Raw genomic sequence first — 21,915 nt, forward strand, 5'->3', positions numbered from 1 at the left:
TCACCGGTCGGCGCGCAACGGGTGTGCGCCTATATGCACACGGCGTTGGAACGTCTGGCGGATGCGTTGGAACAGGCGCCTGACTCGGCATTGCGTGAGCTGTCGATTGTGCCGGTAGCGGAGCGCGAGCAACTGCTGGTGGCGTTCAACGCCACCGAAGCCGATTACCCGCGGCAACAGACGATCCATGGGCTGTTCGAAGATCAGGTGCAACGCACGCCGAATGCCGTCGCGGTGATCCGTGGCGAGCAACGCCTGAGCTACCGCGAGTTGAACGAACGGGCCAACCGCCTGGCCCATTACCTGCGCAAGCAGGGCGTAGAGCCGGACTCGCGGGTGGCGATCTGTGTCGAGCGCGGTATCGACATGGTTGTTGGGTTGCTGGCGATTCTCAAGGCCGGTGGCGGTTATGTGCCGCTGGATCCGGCGTACCCGCTGGATCGGATTGCCTACATGCTCGAAGACAGTGCGCCGGCGGCGGTGTTGGCGCAGACGGCGACCCTTGAATTGCTGGCAGGCGCATCGATGCCAGTGGTCGATCTGGACAGCGGGCTGTGGCAGGACGAGTCCGTCCAGAATCCCGAGGTCACCGAGCTGACGTCCTCGCACCTGGCTTACGTGATCTACACCTCGGGTTCGACCGGCCTGCCTAAAGGCGTGATGATTGAACACCGTAATACGGTGAACTTCCTGACCTGGGCCCATCGTTCGTTCGATTCGCAGACCTTGGCTAAAACCCTGTTCTCGACTTCGTTGAACTTCGACCTGGCCGTCTACGAGTGCTTCGCGCCGCTGACCTCCGGCGGCAGCATCGAAGTGGTCACTAATGTGCTGGAACTGCAACAGGGCGAGCACGATATCACCCTGATCAACACGGTGCCGTCAGCGCTCAAGGCGTTGCTGGAGTCCGGTGGTGTAGGCGAGGGCGTCGACACGGTCAACGTCGCTGGTGAAGCCTTGAAGCGCAGCCTGGTGGAAACGTTGTTCGAACAGACCCAGGTCAAGCGCCTGTGCAACCTCTACGGCCCGTCGGAGACCACGACGTATTCGAGTTGGGTGTCGATGGCCCGTGAGGAAGGCTTTGCCGCGCACATCGGCAAACCGGTGGCCAACACCCAGTTCTATCTGCTGGATGAACACAAACAACCGGTGCCATTGGGCGTACTGGGGGAAATCTACATCGGTGGCGCTGGGGTTGCTCGCGGTTATCTCAATCGTGACGACCTCACCGCCGAGCGTTTCCTGAAAGATCCGTTCAGCCTGGCTCCAAACGCCCGCATGTATTGCACTGGCGACCTGGGCCGGTACCTGCCGGATGGCAACATCGAATACCTGGGCCGCAACGACGATCAGGTCAAGATCCGTGGTTTCCGCATCGAACTGGGGGAGGTCGAAGCCAAGCTCGCCCAGGCGCCAAACATCAAGGAAACCGTGGTCCTGGCCCGTGAAGACGTGCCGGGTGACAAGCGCCTGGTCGCCTATTTCACCCAGAATTCGCCATCTGAAGCGCTGGATATCGAAGCCCTGCGCACGTATCTGCAAGCGCAGTTACCGGCCTACATGGTGCCTGCTGCCTACGTTCGCCTCGACGCACTGCCGCTGACACCGAACGGCAAACTTGATCGCAAGGCCCTGCCGACACCAGACCTCGACGCGCTGATCACCCGTGGCTACGAAGCGCCGCAAGGCGAAATCGAAACCACTCTGGCACAAGTCTGGTCTGAGCTGCTCAAGGTTGAACGCGTCGGGCGTCATGACCACTTTTTCGAACTGGGCGGGCATTCGTTGTTGGCCGTGACGCTGATCGAGCGGATGCGTCAGGCCGGATTGAGTGCCGATGTGCGTGCGTTGTTCAGTCAACCCACCCTGGCCGCGCTGGCGGCAGCCGTCGGCGGTGGTAATGAGGTGAGTGTTCCGCAGAACCGGATTCCCTCGTGCTGCGAACACATCACCCCGGCCATGCTGCCATTGGTCACGCTGGACCAGCAAACCATCGACCGGATCGTGTCGACGGTACCGGGTGGGGTGCGCAACGTGCAGGACATTTATCCGCTGGCACCGTTGCAGGAGGGCATCCTTTACCATCACCTCTCGTCTGAACAGGGCGATCCTTATGTGCTGCAGACGCAGTTCGCTTTCGACAGTCGCGAGCGCCTCGATGATTTCACCCAGGCGTTGCAAGGTGTGATCGACCGCCACGACATCCTGAGAACGTCCATGGCTTGGGAAGGACTGGAGGCGCCGGTGCAAGTGGTCTGGCGTGAGGCCGTGCTGGGTATCGAGCAAGTGAGTCTGCGGCTTGAGGACGGAGACATCGCTCGCCAACTGCAGGCGCGTTTCGACGCTCGGCACCATCGCCTGGATATCCGCCAGGCGCCGCTGATGTGTATCCGCTTTGCGCAAGATGCAGTCAACCAGCGTTGGGTGGCCACCCTGTTGTTCCACCACATGGCGCTCGATCATACGGCGCTGGAGGTGGTACGGCACGAGATGCAGGCCTATTTGCTGGGGCAGGCCGACCAGTTGGGCGCCGCGGTGCCGTATCGCAACTATGTGGCCCAGGCGCGCCTGGGTGTCGGCGCGCAGGAGCACGAAGGGTTCTTCCGCGAGATGCTCGGCGACGTCGATGAGCCGACGCTGCCATTCGGCTTGACCCAGGTCCAGGGCGACGGGCGCGGCATCGAGGAAGTCTCGGCGTCGGTCGATGAGGACCTGAGCCTGCGTCTACGGGCTCAGGCCCGCCGACTGGGCGTGGGTGCCGCGAGCCTGATCCATCTGGCCTGGGCCAGGGTCCTGGCGGTGGCTTCGGGCCAGGAAAACGTGGTCTTCGGTACGGTGCTGATGGGGCGGATGCAGGGCGGTGAGGGTGCTGACCGGGCCTTGGGCATGTTCATCAACACCTTGCCGATCTGCGTGCCGGTTAATGGGCAAAGCGTGCGGGACGCGGTGAAGACCACCCACGCGCGCCTGACCGGGCTGCTGGGGCATGAGCATGCTTCCCTCGCCTTGGCCCAACGCTGCAGTGACGTGGCCCCGCCAGCGCCGCTGTTCAGCGCGTTGCTGAACTTGCGCCACAGTTCATTGCAGGAGACCGATGAGGGCCTGTCGGCCTGGAACGGCATGCAAATGTTGTCCAGCGAGGAACGCACCAACTATCCGCTGACGTTGAACGTCGATGACCTGGGTGAAGGCTTCAGCCTGACGGTGCAGGTCGAGTCCCGGATCGGTGCGCAACGTATCTGTGATTATGTGCAGGTGGCCCTGCAGAGCCTGGTCGATAGCCTGGAACATGCGCCGCAAACGGCGGTGCGCAACCTCACGGTGCTGCCGGCGGCCGAACGCACGCAACTGTTGGAAACCTGGAATGCGCCAGAGGCGACCTATGCCCATGACGCGCTGATCCATCGCCAGTTCGAGGCCCAGGTCGCGACGCAACCCGACGCGGTGGCGGTGGTGTTCGAGGATCAGGCACTGACCTACGGCGAACTCAACGCCCAGGCCAACCAACTCGCCCATCGCCTGCTGTCGCTGGGCGTTAACCCGGATGACCGGGTGGCGATCTGTGTCGAACGTGGCCTGGACATGATTGTCGGCCTGTTGGGCATCTTGAAGGCGGGCGCTGGCTACGTACCGCTGGATCCGGCTTCTCCGGCGGAACGTATCGCCTACATGCTCGAGGACAGTTCCCCCGTGGCCATCGTGTTACATGCCGCCACCCATGGGCTGCTGGCCGAAGAGTCCGTACGGGTGATCGAACTCGATAGCCCGGCGTTGCGCAGCCAGTCCACCGTCAACCCGCAAGTGCCGGGCCTGACGTCGTCGCAGTTGGCCTACGTGATCTACACCTCGGGTTCGACCGGCTTGCCCAAGGGCGTGATGGTCGAGCACCGCAACGTCGCCCGGCTGTTCTCGGCGACCCAGCCCTGGTTCGATTTTGGTCCGCAAGACGTCTGGGCGTTGTTCCATTCCTTTGCCTTCGATTTCTCGGTTTGGGAAATCTGGGGCGCGTTGACCCATGGCGGTCGCCTGTTGGTGGTGCCGCAACTGGTCAGCCGTTCTCCGCAAGAGTGCTATGCGCTGTTGTGCGAGGCCGGGGTCACTGTCCTCAACCAGACGCCAAGTGCTTTCCGCCAATTGATTGCCGCGCAAGGCGAGAGCGATCTGCGCCACAGCCTGCGCCAGGTGATCTTTGGCGGGGAAGCATTGGAAACCGGGATGCTCAAGCCTTGGTTCGGCCGTGCAGCCAATGCCGGGACACAACTGGTGAACATGTACGGCATCACCGAAACGACGGTGCACGTGACCTATCGCCCCCTGGAAGCGGCCGACGCGCAGTTGGCGGGTGTCAGTCCGATCGGCAAGCGTATTCCCGACCTGCAACTGTACGTGCTCGATGCCCGGCGCGAGCCGGTGCCGGTGGGTGTGGTGGGTGAGATGTATGTGGGCGGGGCGGGTGTGGCGCGGGGTTACCTGAACCGTCCCGAATTGACCCGGGAACGCTTTATCGACGACACCTTCAGCGGGTGCGAAGGCGCGCGCCTGTACCGGACCGGCGACCTCGGCCGCTGGTTGGCGGACGGCAGCGTCGAGTACCTGGGCCGCAACGACGACCAGGTGAAGATCCGCGGTTTCCGTATCGAACTGGGCGAGATCGAAGCGACCCTGGCGGCCTGCGAGGGCGTCAGCGAGGCGGTGGTTATCGCTCGCGAGGACGAACCGGGCGACAAGCGTCTGGTGGCCTATGTGATCGCTGCCAACGGTGCATCGCTATCGGCTGCCGACCTGCGTGCTCAATTGCTGGGGTCGCTGGCGGAGTACATGGTACCGGGCGCGTTCGTGGTCCTTGGCGCGTTCCCGCTGACCACCAACGGCAAGCTCGACCGCAAGGCGCTGCCGGCACCGGATCAGTCGTCGGTAGCGACTCGCGAATACGAAGCCCCGCAAGGCGAGGCCGAGACCGTCATCGCCGCGATCTGGCAAGACTTGCTGGACCTTGGGCAAGTCGGTCGTCACGACAACTTCTTCGAACTGGGCGGTCACTCGCTGCTGGCGGTGAAACTGATCGAACGCATGCGTCACGCTGGTTTGAGCGCCGACGTGAGGGTGCTGTTCGGCCAGCCGACGCTCGCGGCGCTGGCCGCTGCGGTCGGTGGGTATTCGGAAGTCGTGGTACCGGCCAATGGCATCCCGGATGGCTGCACGCGGATTACCCCGGACATGCTGCCATTGGCTGAGCTGGACCAATGGGCAATCGATGGAATCGTTTCGAAGGTGCCGGGCGGCGTGGCCAACGTGCAGGATATTTATGCACTGGCGCCGTTGCAGGAGGGAATTCTTTACCATCACCTCGCGGCGGCCAAAGGCGATCCCTATCTGCAATATATGATGTTCGCGTTCGACAGCTTCACACGTCTGGAGTCTTTCACCCAGGCGTTGCAATCCGTTGTCGCCCGCCATGACATCCTGCGCACGGGCGTGCTTTGGGAAGGCCTGGCCGAGCCCATGCAGGTGGTCTGGCGTGAAGCCCGGCTGGCAGTCGAGGCGGTGACGCTGGACCCGGCGGCCGGCGATATCGCCACGCAACTGCATGAGTGTTTCGACCCCCGGCACTATCGCCTGGACATCCGCCAGGCACCGCTGATGCGGGTCGCTTATGCGCAAGATGCGGCGAACCAGCGTTGGGTGGGCATGCTGCTGTTCCATCACTTGGTGGACGACGCCACGTCGCTGGCGGCACTGTCGGCGGAGATCGAAGCGCACATGCTGGGCCAGGCACAACGCTTGCCGGCCTCGGTGCCGTACCGCAACTACGTGGCCCAGGCCCGGTTGGGGGTGAGTCGTGAGGCCCACGAACAGTTTTTCCGCGACATGCTCGGCGACATTGACGAGCCGACGTTGCCGTTCGGCTTGCAGGATGTGCAGGGCGATGGCAGCGGCATCGAGGAGGTTCGCCAGGACGTCGAGGCTGAGCTCAGCCTTCGGCTGCGGGCCCAGGCCCGTCAGCTCGGCGTGAGCACGGCAAGCCTGTATCACTTGGTCTGGGCTCAGGTGCTGGGCAAGGTGTCGGGCAAGGACGACGTGGTGTTCGGCACCGTGCTGGTTGGCCGGATGCAAGGCGGCGAGGGCGCCGACCGCGCATTGGGGATGTTCATCAATACCTTGCCGTTGCGGGTGAATGTGGGGCAAACCGCGGTCGGTGCCGGCGTGAAAGCGACCCATGCACGCCTGACCGCGTTGCTCGGCCACGAACATGCCTCGCTGGTGCTGGCGCAACGCTGCAGCGGTGTGGAATCGCCAACGCCATTGTTCAGTGCCTTGCTCAACTATCGCCACACCGCCGCGCTGAACTCAAGCGAGGCGCTGTCGGCCTGGGACGGTATACAGCTGCTCAGCGGCGAAGAACGCACAAACTATCCGCTGACGCTGTCGGTGGACGACCAGGGCGAGGCGTTCAGTTTCAGCATCATGACCCCCGCGCGCATTGGTGCGCAGCGCCTTTGCGGCTATGTTCGACAGGCTCTGGAAAATCTGGTCCGGATGCTTGAGCAGACGCCTGACGCTCCGCTGCATCAGCTGTCGATCCTGCCACCCGGCGAGCGGCAAAAACTGCTGGCCGAGTTCAATACCGACGACACCGATGACCTGCGGGAGCAGACCATCCTCGGCCTCTTCGAAGCCCAGGTTCAACGCACACCGGACGCCGTGGCGGTGCTGGACGGTGGACAACCGCTGAGCTATCGCCAGTTGAATGCGCGAGCCAATCGGCTGGCGCATTATCTGCGCAAGCAAGGTGTGCAACCGGATTCGCGCGTGGCCATCTGTGTCTGGCGCAGTGCCGAGATGGTGATCGGGCTGCTGGCGGTCCTCAAGGCCGGTGGCGGTTATGTGCCGCTGGACCCGGCTTACCCGGCGGACCGCCTTGCCTACATGCTGGCCGACAGCGAGCCGGCTGCGGTATTGGTCCAGGCGGGCACCCGAGGGCTGTTGGCCAACGTCCAGGTGCCATTGATCGACCTGGATGGCGGTCCATGGCAAGACGAGCCGGAGCACACCCCGGATATCACGGGCCTGACCCCGGCCAACCTGGCCTACGTGATCTACACCTCCGGCTCCACCGGACTGCCCAAGGGCGTGATGGTCGAGCATCGCGGCCTGCGCAACCTGTTGGACTGGTACCTCTACGACGTGACGTTCCATGCCGGCGACGCGGTGTTGCTCGCGTCCTCCTATAGCTTCGACCTGACCCAGAAAAACATCCTGGCGCCGCTGATGGTCGGTGCCACGCTGCACCTGGCCGAAGAACCCTTCAACCCCGGCGCCATCGTTGCCCAGATCGTCGAGGCCGGTATCACTCTCCTGTGCATGTCCCCCAGCGCCTTCCATGCGCTGGTGGACGCCGATCATCAGCAGGCCCTGGCCTGCCTGAAGCGAGTGGTGTTGGGCGGCGAGCCGATCCAGCTCGCCATGCTGGAAAAACTCCCACTGCCACGGCCCGCGATCATCAACAGCTACGGACCGACCGAGTGCAGCGACATCGTCGCCTGGCACACGGTGGACAGCGACCTGGAAACCTACCGCCATCAGTCGATTCCCATCGGCCGGCCGATCCGCCACATGCAATTGCATGTGCTCGACAGCCACGGGCAATTGTTGCCGGTGGGCGTTCCGGGCGAGATTCACATCGGCGGCGTGGGGGTGGCCCGCGGTTACCTCAACCTGCCACAACTCAGCGCCGAACGCTTCATTGCCGACCCGTTCTACGGCAAAAGTGATGCGCGGCTGTACAAGACTGGCGACATCGGTCGCTGGCTGCCTGACGGCACGTTGCAGTACCTGGGGCGTAACGACGATCAGGTAAAGATCCGCGGTTTCCGTATAGAACTGGGGGAGATCGAAGCCCGGCTCGCCCAGCACGAGGCGGTGAAGAAGGCCGCGGTGCTGGCCCGTGAAGACGCACCGGGGGAAAAACGCCTGGTGGCCTATTTCACCCAATATCCGTCAGACGATGTGCTGGACATCGAGGCGCTGCGTGCCTACCTGCAAGCTCACTTGCCGGCCTTCATGGTGCCGGCGGCCTATGTACGCCTCGACGCCATGCCGCTGACACCCAACGGCAAGCTCAATCGCAAGGTGCTGCCGGCACCGGCCCTGGAGGCGTTCATCACCCGAGGCTACGAAGCCCCCATCGGCGAAACCGAAATCACACTGGCCCAACTGTGGGCTGAAGTCCTCAACGTGGAACGCGTTGGCCGTCACGATCATTTCTTTGAACTGGGCGGGCATTCCTTGCTCGCCGTCAGCCTGATGGAGCGAATGCGCCAGGAAGGCATGGAAGCGGATGTGCGGGCGTTGTTCGAGCAGCCCACGCTCTCGGAATACGCGGCAACGACAGAAAAAATGGAGATTGTCCTGTGAGTGTGATCGAACTGTTGGCGACACTAAAAGAAAAAGACGTACAGCTTTCGGTCAAGGGCGATCAGCTCGTGGTACGCGGCCGTAAACAGTCCCTGGGCGAGCCGGCGGTGCTGGCCTTGCTGCGTGAGCACAAAGCCGCGCTGATCGAGTTGATCCAGGCCGGGCAATACGATGACAGCAAGGCTGGCGAAGTCGACATCCCAGCCAACGCCATCCCCGTCGGCTGTGGGCAGATCACGCCGGACATGCTGCCACTGGTGACCCTCGACCAGCCGGCCATCGACCGCATCGTGGCCACCGTGCCGGGCGGCGCGGCCAATGTGCAGGACATCTACCCGCTGGCGCCGTTGCAGGAGGGGATTCTTTATCACCACCTGACCGCCACCCAGGGCGATCCCTATGTGTTGCAGGCGCACTTCAGCATCGCCCGGCAGGAACGCCTGACGGATTTTGTCGACGCCTTGCAAAGCGTGATCGACCGCCACGACATCCTGCGCACCGCCATCATCCGCGAGGGGTTGCAAGAGGCGGTGCAGGTGGTCTGGCGCGAGGCTCGGCTGGGGGTCAAGGACATCAGTGCCGACCTCGCCGAGGGCGACGTCATGGCGCAATTGCAGGCACGCTTCGATCCTCGTCACTATCGCCTGGACATCAGCCAGGCACCGCTGTTGCTGCTGGTGGTCGCCGAGGACCCGGCCAACCAGCGCTGGGCCGCCATGCTGCTGTTCCATCACATGGCCCTTGACCACGCGGCCCTGGCGGTTGTGCAGAGTGAAATGCAAGCCTACCTGATGGGGCAGGCCGGGCAATTGCAGCCCGCCGCGCCTTACCGCGACTATGTCGTTCGGACCCGCCAGGCTGGCCAGCGCCAGGCTGACGAGAGGTTCTTCCGCGAGATGCTGGGTGACGTCGAGGAGCCGACCTTGCCCTTTGGCCAACAGGATGTGCTGGGCGACGGCAGTGCCATCGAAGAAAGTCATCTGACCCTGGCACCAGACCTCAGTTGCCGGCTGCGCGCGCAGGCACGTCAGCTCGGCGTGAGCGCGGCGAGCATTTTTCACCTGGCCTGGGCACAGGTGCTCGGCGGCGTCTCGGGTCGTGAGGACGTCGTGTTCGGCACGGTGATGCTCGGCCGCATGCAGGCCGGCGAAAGCATGACCCGGGCCCTGGGCATGTTTATCAACACCTTGCCGTTGCGCGTGGGGGTAGGTGCACAGAACGTGCGCGATGGGGTGAAAAGCGCCCACGCCAGGTTGAGCAGCCTGCTCAGTCACGAATACGCATCCCTGGCCCTGGCGCAACGTTGCAGCGGCGTGGCGGCACCGGCACCGCTGTTCAGCGCGTTGCTGAACTACCGCCACAGCGCCAGCGCGGCGCAAGTCCCCACGGCCGAGGTCAGCCTGGCCTGGGACGGTATGCAAGCCCTGGGCGCGGAAGAACGCACCAACTATCCGCTGATTCTTTCGGTGGACGATTTTTCCGATGACTTCGCCTTGTCGGTGCAAGCCACTGCGTTGATTGGCGCGCAACGCATCGGCGACTACATGCAGGCCGCCGTTGAAAGCCTGGTTAGCGCCTTGGAGTCTGCGCCTGGCACGAGGCTCAACAGCCTGTCGTTCCTGCCGGAATCGGAGCGCGAACGGGTGCTGGTGTCGTTCAATGACACCGACCGTGACTATCCGCGGCAACAATCGATTCATGCCTTGTTCGAGGCCCAGGTCGAGGCGCGTCCGGACGCGCCGGCAGCGGTGCAGGGTGGGCAAGTCCTGACTTACCGCGAACTGGACAGCAAGGCCGAGCGCCTGGCCAGGCATCTGCTCGACCTTGGCCTGCACGCGGGGCAAACCGTGGCGATCCTGCTGCCACGCTCGCTTGATCTACTGGTCAGCCAGTTGGCCGTGCTCAAGTGTGCGGCGGTGTACCTGCCGCTGGACGTCAACGCGCCCGCCGAGCGCCAGCAGTTCATGATCGAGGACAGCCACGCCGTGCTGGCCTTGACCCACAGCCGCGAAGCCTTGGCGCCGGGCATGCGCCGGGTGGACCTGGACCGTGTCGACCTTCCCGAGCTGGCGGCCCATTGCCGCCAGCAACCGATATCGAGCGAAGCGCCGGCCTACATCATGTACACCTCAGGGTCCACGGGGACGCCCAAAGGCGTGCTGGTGCCGCATCGGGCCATCAGCCGACTGGTGATCAATAACGGTTACGCCGATTTCAACGAGCAGGACCGGGTGGCCTTCGCCTCCAACCCGGCTTTCGACGCCAGCACCCTGGAAGTCTGGGCACCGTTGCTCAACGGCGGTTGCGTGGTGGTGGTCGACCAGGACGTGCTGTTGTCCCAGGAACGCTTGCACAGGCTGTTGCTCGAGCAAGCGGTGAATGTGTTGTGGATGACGGCGGGGCTGTTTCACCAATACGCCGACCACCTGATGGACGTGTTCGCCCAGTTGCGCTACTTGATTGTCGGCGGCGATGTGCTGGATCCGGCGGTAATCGCCCGCGTCCTCAAGGAGGGCGCGCCGGCCTATTTGCTCAACGGCTACGGCCCGACGGAAGCGACGACATTCTCGACCACCTATGAAATCAAGGCCGTCGGCGAGGGCAGCGTCCCGATTGGCCGGCCCTTGGGCAACACCCGGGTCTACCTCCTCGATGCGCAGCAGCGACCCGTGCCCCAAGGTGTGGCCGGCGAGCTGTACATCGGCGGCCTGGGGGTTGCCAACGGCTACTTGAACCGCCCGGACCTGACCGCCGAGAAGTTCCTCCTCGACCCGTTCAGCCAGGACGCCCAGGCCCTGATGTACCGCACCGGCGACCTCGGACGTTTCCGGGAGGACGGCAATATCGAATACCTGGGCCGCAACGACGGCCAGGTGAAGATCCGTGGCTTTCGCATCGAACCGGGGGAGATTGAAGCCCGCCTGGCTCAATACGCTGCGGTGAAAGAGGCGACGGTGCTGGTGCGTGAAGACGTTCCCGGCGAAAAACGCCTGGTGGCTTATTTCACCTTGCATTCAACGGATGACCGCGCGGACATCGAAGCCCTGCGCGCGCACCTGCAAAGCCGCTTGCCGGACTACATGGTGCCGGCCGCCTACGTGCGCCTGGATGCCTTGCCGCTGACGCCCAACGGCAAGCTCGACCGCAAGGCCTTGCCGGCACCGGACCAGGCGTCGATCATCACCCGTGGCTACGAAGCCCCGGTAGGTGAAACCGAAATCACCCTGGCCCGACTGTGGCAGCAAGTCCTGAATGTCGAGCGGGTGGGGCGTCACGATCATTTCTTCGAGCTGGGCGGCCATTCCTTGCTCGCCGTCAACCTGATCGAGCAGATGCGCCAGGTCGGCTTGAGTGCCGATGTCCGCGTGCTGTTCGGCCAGCCGACCCTCGCGGCACTGGCCGCGGCGGTGGGCGGCGGCCATGAGATCGAGGTGCCGGCCAATGGCATCACTCCCGATTGTGCGCGGATCACCCCGGCCATGTTGCCGCTGGCGACATTGACCCAGGCGGCGATTGATCGGATCGTCGCTACGGTGCCGGGTGGCGTGCACAACGTGCAGGACATCTACCCGCTGGCGCCGTTGCAGGAAGGTATCCTCTATCACCATGTCTCGGCGCAGCAGGGCGATCCCTACGTGCTGCAGGCGCTGTTCGCCTTCCAGGACGAGGCGCGCCTCGAGGCCTTTGCCCAGGCATTGCAAGGTGTCATCGACCGGCATGACATCCTGCGCACCTCGATCATGTGGGAGGGGTTGGAGCAGCCGATCCAGGTGGTCTGGCGCAAGGCGCTGTTGAGCGTCGAGCAACTGCAACTGGACGCGTCGGACGTCGATGCCGTGATCCAACTGCATGCCCGTTACGACTCCCGTCATCATCGCCTGGACATTCGCCAGGCGCCGCTGATGTGCTTGCGTTATGCCTATGACTCGGCCAACCAGCGCTGGGTGGCGATGTTGCTGTTCCACCACATTGCCCTGGACCATACCGCGCTGGAGGTGGTGCAGCAGGAAATGCAGGCGCACCTGCTGGGCCAGGCCGGCCAATTGGCCGCTGCGCTGCCGTACCGCAACTATGTGGCCCAGGCGCGCCTGGGTGTCAGCGAGCAAGCGCACGAGGCGTTTTTCCGCGAGATGCTCGGTGATGTCGACGAGCCGACCCTGCCGCTGGGGTTGCAACAGGTGCAGGGTGACGGTCGCGGCATCGAGGAGGCCAAGCTGGAAGTGGACGCTGCCTTGAGCCATCGCTTGCGGGCCCAGGCGCGGCAGCTCGGGGTGAGTGCGGCCAGCCTGCACCATTTGGCTTGGGCGCAGGTACTGGGACGTTTGTCCGCGCGGGAGGACGTGGTGTTCGGCACGGTGCTGATGGGACGGATGCAGGCCGGCGAGGGCGCCGACCGGGTCCTGGGCATGTTCATCAACACCTTGCCGCTGCGGGTCAAGCTGGATGAGCAGGGCGCCCGCGCCGGGGTCAAGACTGCCCATGAACGGCTGACCGCCTTGCTCGGTCACGAACACGCTTCGCTGGCCCTGGCGCAACGGTGCAGCCGCGTGGCCGCACCGGCCCCGTTGTTCAGTGCGCTGCTGAACTACCGGCACAGCGCGACCGGCGCCGTTTCAGCCGAGGCCGTAAGCGCCTGGCAGGGCATGGAAATCCTCAGCAACGAAGAGCGGACCAACTACCCGCTGACCCTGTCGGTGGACGACCTGGGCGACGGTTTCATGCTGAGTGCCCTGGTGTCGCAAGGCATCGGTGCGGCGCGCATTTGCGCCTACATGCACACGGCCCTGGAAAGCCTCGTGCAGGCCCTCGAACACGCGCCCCAGACGCCCCTCAATCGCCTGGAAATCCTGCCAGAAAACGAACGCCATCAGTTGCTGGTGGACTTCAACGCCACCCAGCGCGCCTATCCCCACGAGCAAACCGTCCTGGCGCTGTTCGAAGCCCAGGCCGCGTACCTGCCGCAGGCGATTGCGGCGGTGCACGGGCAGCGGCAAGTGACTTACGCGGAGCTGAACCAGCGGGCCAACCGCCTGGCCCATCACCTGATCGGCCTCGGCGTGCAACCGGATGACTGCGTGGCGATCCTGCTGCCACGCTCCATCGAGCTGCTGGCCAGTCAACTGGCGATCCTCAAGTGCGCGGCGGCCTATGTGCCGCTGGACCGCAACGCCTCCCTGGAGCGCCAAGGCTTCATGCTCGACGACTGCCAGGCCCGGTGCCTGCTGACGTTCAGTACCGAGGCCGTACCCGAGGGCGCATCGCGCATCGACCTGGACACGTTGGACAACCAGGGGCCGGCGCATAACCCGGCCCTGGCGCAGTCCAGTGAATCGATCGCCTACATCATGTACACCTCGGGCTCCACCGGCATTCCGAAAGGCGTGCTGGTGCCGCACCGGGCGATCAACCGCCTGGTGATCAACAACGGTTACGCCGATTTCAACGCCAACGACCGCATTGCCTTCGCCTCCAACCCGGCGTTTGACGCCAGCACCATGGACGTCTGGGGCGCCTTGCTCAATGGTGGGCAAGTGGTGGTGATCGACCATGACACCCTGCTTGAACCGTCAAGGTTTGCCCAGGTGCTGGAAGATGCGGGCATCACCGTGCTGTTCGTGACCACGGCGATCTTCAACCAGTACGTGCAATTGATTCCCCAGGCCATCGGCGGCTTGCGCATCCTGTTGTGCGGCGGCGAACGGGCCGACGTGGCGTCGTTCCGGCGTTTGCTGGACCTGGCGCCGGACCTGCGCCTGGTGCACTGCTATGGCCCGACCGAAACCACCACCTACGCCACCACCCTTGAGGTGAAGGCCGTGGCGGCGGAAGCCGAATGCGTGCCTATCGGCGGCCCCATTGGCAACACCCAGGTCTATGTGCTCGATGCACGCCAGCGGTTGGCGCCGTTGGGTGTCGTTGGCGAGATGTACATCGGCGGCAAAGGGGTGGCGAAGGGTTACCTGAACCGGCCGGACCTGACCGCGGAAAAATTCATCGCCGACCCGTTCAGCCATGAGCCCGACGCGCTGCTGTACCGCACCGGCGACCTCGGCCGCTGGTTGCCCGAAGGCAGCCTGGAATGCCTGGGGCGTAACGACGACCAGGTGAAGATCCGCGGTTTCCGCATCGAGCTGGGCGAGATCGAAGCCAAGCTGGTGGCCTGTGACGGTGTGAAGGATTCGGTGGTACTGGTGCGGGCCGATGAATCGGGCGAGAAACGCCTGGTGGCCTATGTCATCGCCCAGCCGCAGGTCGAGCTGAGCGTGGCCGGGTTGCGCGAGCAATTGTCCGCGACCCTGGCCGAGTACATGGTGCCTGCGGCGTTCGTGATGCTGCCGGCGTTCCCATTGACGCTCAACGGCAAGGTCGACCGCAAGGCGCTGCCGGCACCGGATGCCGAGGCCTACGCCAGCCAGGCCTACGAGGCACCGCAGGGCGAGATCGAACAGGTATTGGCCGACCTGTGGGCCGAGCTGTTGAAAGTGGAGCGGGTCGGTCGCCACGATAATTTCTTCGAACTGGGCGGGCATTCGCTGCTGGCGATGAGGCTGATCGAGCGCATGCGCCAGGCTGAGCTGTCGGTGGATGTGCGGGTGCTGTTCAGTCAGCCAACGCTGCAGGCACTGGCCGCTGCGGTGGGCGGGCACCGGGACGTGGTGGTGCCGGCCTGCGCCATCGTCGAAGGCTGTGAGCGCATCACGCCGGACATGTTGCCGCTGGCCGTATTGAGCCAGGAGGCTATCGATCGGATCGTGGCGGGCGTGCCGGGAGGCGCGCGCAACGTGCAGGACATCTACCCACTGGCGCCGTTGCAGGAAGGCATTCTGTATCACCATTTGACGGCAAAAATGGGCGATCCGTACGTGCTGCAAACGCTGTTCGGGTTTGACCGCCGGGCCCGCCTGGATGACTTTGCCCAGGCTTTGCAGGGGGTGATCGACCGGCACGACATTCTCAGGACTTCGATGGTCTGGGAACACCTCGACGAACCGATGCAAGTGGTGTGGCGACAGGCTCGGCTCAGCGTAGACGAGTTGGACGCGGACCCGAGCGGCGGCGATGCCGTTGCCCGGCTGTATGAGCGCTTCGATGCCCGGCATTACCGGCTGGACGTGCGGCAGGCGCCGATGCTGCGCCTGGCCGTCGCCGAGGACGTCGCCAACCGGCGCTGGGTCGCCATGCTGCTGTTCCACCACATGGTCCTGGACCATACCGGCCTGGAAGTGCTGGAACGTGAAATGCAGGCGCAGTTGCTGGGCAAGGTGCATGAACTGGGCGAATCGGTGCCTTATCGCAACTATGTGGCCCAGGCGCGCCTGGGTGTCGATCAACAGGCCCATGAAGCGTTTTTCCGCGACATGCTCGGCGACATTGACGAGCCTACGCTGCCGTTCGGCCTGCGCGATGTGCAAGGCGATGGCACTGGCGTGGAAGAGGTGAAACTGGCCGTGGAGGCGGGCCTGTGCCGTCGGCTTCGCGCCCAGGCCCGCCAGTTGGGCGTCAGCGCGGCCAGCTTGATGCACTTGGCCTGGGCGCAGGTCCTGGGCCGTGTCAGCGGTCGCGACGACGTGGTCTTCGGCACCGTGCTGTTGGGTCGCATGCAGGCCGGCGATGGGGCCGACCGGGCCCTGGGCATGTTCATCAACACCCTGCCATTGCGAGTGAACCTGGCTGGGCAAGGCGTATACGCAGCGGTGAAGGCGACCCACAAGCGACTCACCGGCCTGCTGGGCCATGAGCATGCTCCGTTGGCACTGGCCCAGCGTTGCAGTGGCGTGGTTGCGCCAACGCCATTGTTCAGTTCGATGCTCAACTATCGTCATTGCGGGGTCGAGGTGACTGCGCAAGCGCTGACGGCGTGGCAAGGCATCGAATCGATAGGCGGTGAAGAACGGACCAATTACCCCTTGGCGCTGGCCGTGGATGATGAAGGCGAGGGCTTCAGCCTGGTGGTGCAAGCGTTGGTGGGGACCGGCGCGCGGCGTATCGGCGAGTACGTGCAGACCACGCTCGAAAGCCTGGTCAGCGCACTGGAGCAGGCGCCGGATACGCCATTGCAGGCCCTCACGAGTCTGCCGGCGGCCGAACGTCAGCATCTGCTGGAAACGCTCAACAGCACGGCGGTCGATTATCCGCAGGGCCTGACCCTGCACGGCCTGTTCGAGGCGCGGGTCGCGGCCTGCCCGGACGCTGTGGCGGTGGTGGCTGGCGAGGCGCAGCTGAGCTACGCGCAACTCAATGCACGCGCCAACCAGATTGCCCATCGCCTGCTGGAACTGGGCATTCGCCCGGATGACCGCGTGGCGATCTGTGCCGATCGCAGCCTGGACATGGTCGCGGGCCTGCTGGGGATCCTCAAGGCCGGCGCGGCGTATGTGCCGCTGGACCCTGATTATCCCCACGAGCGCCTGGCCTACATGCTGGAAAACAGCGCGCCCATGGTGGTGCTGACCCAGCGTGCGTTGCAGGTCAGCCTGCCGGCTACCCAGGCGCGAACCCTGCTGCTGGATGAGGCGCAAGGGTTCTCGACGCAGCCCACCGACAATCCGCAGGTCGAGGGCCTGCATGCCCATCACCTGGCCTATGTCATCTACACCTCGGGTTCGACCGGCCTGCCCAAGGGTGTGATGAACGAACACGGCGCGGTGGTCAACCGCCTGCTGTGGATGCAGGACGAATACGCTTTGACCGCCACAGACGCGGTGCTGCAAAAGACCCCGTTCAGCTTCGACGTGTCGGTGTGGGAGTTCTTCTGGCCGCTGTTCAGCGGCGCGCGGCTGGTGATGGCCCGTCCGGGCGGGCATCGCGACCCGGCGTACCTGCGCGAAGTGATCCAGGCCCAAGGCATCACCACGCTGCACTTCGTGCCGTCGATGCTCGATGTGTTCCTGGCCCATGGCGAAGCGGGCCAGTGCGAAGGCTTGGTGCGGGTGATATGCAGCGGCGAGGCGTTGCCGGGGCATCTGGTGCGGCGCTTCAAGGCGCAGCTGCCGCACGTTGGCCTGTACAACCTGTACGGCCCGACCGAAGCGGCGGTGGATGTGACGGCGTGGGACTGCACGGGGGCAGACACCCCGGACAGCACGCCCATCGGCAAGCCGATTGCCAACACGCGGATCTACCTGCTTGATGCCCATCGACAACCGGTGCCCCTGGGCGTGGCCGGGGAGATTTACATCGGTGGCGTGCAGGTGGCGCGGGGTTACCTGAACCGTCCGGAATTGACCGTCGAGCGTTTCCTGGGGGATCCGTTCAGCACCGCGACGAATGCCCGGATGTACCGTACCGGTGACCTGGGTCGTTACCTGGCGGACGGCAATATCGAGTATTTGGGTCGCAACGATGACCAGGTGAAGATCCGGGGTTTTCGCATCGAACTGGGCGAGATCGAAGGGCGGCTGGCGCAGCATGAGGCGGTGAAGGAAGCCGTGGTGCTGGCCCGTGAAGATGTACCGGGGGAAAAACGCCTGGTCGTCTATTTCACCCATCATGCGCCAGAAGCTTTCGCCGACATCGAAGTCCTGCGGGCTCATCTACTGGAGCAACTGCCGGAATACATGGTGCCAACCGCCTACATCCGGCTCGACGCACTGCCGCTGACCCCCAACGGCAAACTCGACCGCAAGGCGCTGCCGGCACCGGATCATTCGGCAGTGATTGTTCGTGAATACGAGGCGCCACAAGGCGAAGTGGAAGCCAGTATTGCCCGGATCTGGGAAGACCTGCTCCAGCTCGAACAGGTCGGTCGCCACGACAACTTCTTCGAACTGGGCGGTCACTCGTTATTGGCCGTGAAAATGATCGAACGCCTGCGCCAGGTCGAGCTGAGCGTCGATGTGCGGGTCTTGTTCGGCCAGCCGACGTTGGCCGCGTTGGCCGCCGCCGTCGGGGGTTATCGGGAAGTTGTCGTACCGGCCAACGGGATCCCGGCCGGTTGCACACGCATCACACCGGACATGCTGCCGCTGGCCGATCTGTCCCAGGCGGAGATCGAGCAGGTCGTCGCGGCGGTGCCGGGCGGCGTCAGTAACGTCCAAGACATTTATGCCTTGGCACCGCTGCAGGAAGGCATCCTCTATCACCATCTGGCTGCCGCCGAAGGCGACCCCTATCTGCAACAGGTGATATTCGGTTTCGACCAGTTCACGCGCCTGGAAGATTTCGCCCATGCGCTGCAAGCCGTCATTAACCGCCACGATATCCTGCGCACCGCCGTACTCTGGGAAGGCCTGCCCGAACCCATGCAGGTGGTCTGGCGAGACGCGCCACTGAGTGTCGAGTCGGTTGCGCTGGATCCGAGCCAGGGTGACATCGCCACGCAGTTGCACCAGCGTTTCGACCCGCGGTTCTATCGCCTGGACATTCGCCAGGCGCCAATGATGCGGCTCGTCCATGCGCAAGACCCGGCGAACCAACGTTGGGTGGGCATGCTGTTGTTTCACCACCTGGTGGACGACGTCACGTCACTGGCGGTGCTGTCGGCGGAAATCGAGGCGCACATGCTCGGTCAGGTGCAGCGGCTGTCGGCGTCGGTGCCGTACCGCAACTTCGTGGCCCAGGCTCGCTTGGGTGTGAGCCGTGAGGCGCACGAAACCTTTTTCCGCGAAATGCTCGGTGACATCGACGAGCCGACGCTGCCGTTCGATTTGCAGGATGTGCAAGGCGATGGCAGCGGCCTCGAAGAGGTGCGCCAGGACGTCGCGGCCGACCTCAGTCGTCGGCTGCGGGCCCAGGCACGTCTGCTTGGGGTGAGCGCGGCGAGTTTGTACCACCTGGTTTGGGCGCAAGTACTGGGCAAGATATCGGGCAAGGACGATGTGGTGTTCGGTACGGTATTGGTCGGACGGATGCAGGGCGGCGAGGGGGCCGACCGGGCGCTGGGGATGTTCATCAATACCCTGCCGTTGCGGGTCAGTGTCGGGCAAACCGGGGTTCGTGCGGGGGTGAAAGCAACCCATGCTCGCCTGACCGCGTTACTGGGCCATGAACACGCCGCATTGGCGCTGGCGCAACGCTGCAGCGGTGTGCAGGCGCCGACGCCGTTGTTCAGTGCCTTGCTCAACTATCGCCACACCGGCACCACCGTGTCGAGCGAGACCTTGTCGGCTTGGAACGGTATCCAGATTCTCGGTGGCGAGGAGCGGACCAATTACCCGCTGATGTTGTCGGTGGATGACCAGGGCGAAGGGTTCAGCTTTACCGTCATGACCCCGGCACGCATTGGTGCGCAACGGCTTTGTAATTATGTGCAACACACGCTGGAGAACCTGGTCGGCATGCTTGAGCAGCAGCCGGACCTGCTTTTGCAGCACCTGTCGATCCTGCCGGATTCGGAGCGCGAGCAACTGCTGGTGACATTTAACGCCACCGAGGCCGACTATCCGCGGCAGCAGACGATCCATGGGTTGTTCGAAGCGCAGGTCCAGCGTACGCCGGATGCCGTGGCGGTGGTTCGTGGCGAGCGGCGCCTGACTTATCGCGAGTTGAACGAACGGGCCAACCGCCTGGCCCATCACCTGCGCAAGCAGGGCGTGGAGCCGGATTCGCGGGTGGCGATCTGTGTCGAGCGCGGTATCGACATGGTTGTTGGGTTGCTGGCGATTCTCAAGGCCGGCGGTGGTTATGTGCCATTGGATCCGGCGTATCCGCTGGATCGGATTGCCTACATGCTCGAAGACAGTGCGCCGGCGGCGGTGTTGGCGCAGGACGCTACGGTTGGGCTGTTGAGCGATGCCTCGATGGCCGTGATCAATCTCGACAGCGGTTTGTGGCAGGACGAATCCGTCCAGAATCCCGAGATCGCCGAGCTGACCTCCTCGCACCTGGCCTATGTCATCTACACCTCGGGTTCGACCGGCCTGCCCAAGGGCGTGATGATCGAACACCGCAACACGGTGAACTTCCTGACCTGGGCCCATCGTTCGTTCGACTCAAAGATATTGTCGAAAACCTTGTTCTCGACCTCGCTGAGCTTCGACTTGGCCGTCTACGAGTGCTTCGCGCCGCTGACCTCCGGCGGCAGCATCGACGTGGTCACTAATGTGCTGGAACTGCAACAGGGCGAACACGACATCACCTTGATCAATACCGTGCCGTCGGCGCTCAAGGCGTTGCTGGAATCGGGCGGATTGGGCGAGGGCGTCGACACGGTCAACGTCGCTGGTGAAGCCTTGAAGCGCAGCCTGGTGGAAACGTTGTTCGAGCAGACCCAGGTCGAGCGCCTGTGCAACCTCTATGGCCCTTCGGAAACCACGACGTATTCAAGTTGGGTGTCGATGGCCCGTGAGGAAGGATTTGCCGCGCACATTGGCAAACCGGTGGCGAATACTCAGTTCTATCTGCTGGATGAACACAAACAACCGGTGCCACTGGGCGTACCGGGCGAAATCTACATCGGTGGCGCTGGGGTCGCTCGCGGTTATCTCAATCGTGACGACCTCACGGCCGAGCGTTTCCTGAAAGACCCGTTCAGCACGGCTCCAAACGCCCGCATGTATCGCACTGGCGACCTGGGTCGCTACCTGCCGGACGGCAACATCGAATACCTGGGCCGTAACGACGACCAGGTGAAGATCCGTGGTTTCCGCATCGAGTTGGGCGAGATCGAAGCCAAGCTCGCCCAGGCGCCAAACATCAAGGAAACCGTGGTCCTGGCCCGCGAAGACATACCGGGCGACAAACGCCTGGTCGCCTATTTCACCCAGCACTCGCCGGACGAAGCTGTCGCCATCGAAACCCTGCGCACGCACCTGCAAGCGCAGTTACCAGCGTATATGGTGCCCGCCGCCTACGTGCGCCTGGATGCCTTGCCCCTGACGCCGAACGGCAAGCTCGACCGCAAGGCGCTACCGGCCCCCGACAGCCATGCCTACACCACGCGTCTGTTTGAAGCCCCGGTGGACGACATGGAGATCAAGCTCGCAGCGTTGTGGGCGGAGTTGCTCAAGGTCGAACGAGTGGGTCGGCATGACCACTTCTTCGAACTGGGTGGCCACTCGTTGCTCGCCGTGACGCTGATCGAACGCATGCGCCAGGACGGCATGGAGGCCGATATCCGTGTGCTGTTCGGCCAGCCCACCCTGGCCCTGGTGGCTGCCGCCGTGGGCGAGGTACGGCCTATTAATGTACCGATGACGACAATTCCCGCGCTCACGCGCAAACGCAGTATCTGAATCGGCCGCTTCACCTGAGGGATGAATGCCCTGTCCCGGGCTTCCGGGTAGGGCGCTCGCCCTTGATCCCGCGCATCTGTATGCCCTGTCTGGCTGACGTCGGGGCTTGTCCCTGCTTCCCATGACAGACATCACCTACCGAATGCTCTAATTTTTTTTGGCCTGTAAGGCGCGGTTCGCAAACCGCCGCCTTCGGTTGAACGTGACGATTATCCAGCGCTTTGGCCCGTGCGCCGAGGTCGGCCCAACCGCCGTCCAGGCGCCGCGCCGTACCTGAAAAACACGTTTTTATCGTCAACCACTCCGAACTAGAAAAGCAGGTCCTTCG

2 protein-coding genes (1 of these 2 cut by a window edge) are annotated in these 21,915 nt (G+C 63.9%); both read left to right on the forward strand.

Going from position 1 to position 21,915, the window contains the following annotated elements:
* Nucleotides 1-8,415: the final stretch of a non-ribosomal peptide synthase/polyketide synthase gene (locus tag HU715_RS07150; RefSeq protein WP_186710152.1), read on the forward strand. Its footprint begins 20,706 nt before the window's first position; only the last 8,415 of its 29,121 coding nucleotides appear in the window; the start codon falls outside the window, past its left edge; it ends in the stop codon at nucleotides 8,413-8,415.
* Entirely contained in the window at nucleotides 8,412-21,587 is a 13,176-nt protein-coding gene (locus tag HU715_RS07155) for a non-ribosomal peptide synthetase (protein ID WP_367617198.1), read from the forward strand. The genes HU715_RS07150 and HU715_RS07155 overlap by 4 nt, the downstream gene beginning before the upstream one ends.
* The last annotated feature ends 328 nt before the right edge of the window (nucleotides 21,588-21,915 follow it).

It is taken from the genome of Pseudomonas zanjanensis, assembly GCF_014268745.2.
GTDB classification, from domain to species: Bacteria; Pseudomonadota; Gammaproteobacteria; order Pseudomonadales; family Pseudomonadaceae; genus Aquipseudomonas; species Aquipseudomonas zanjanensis.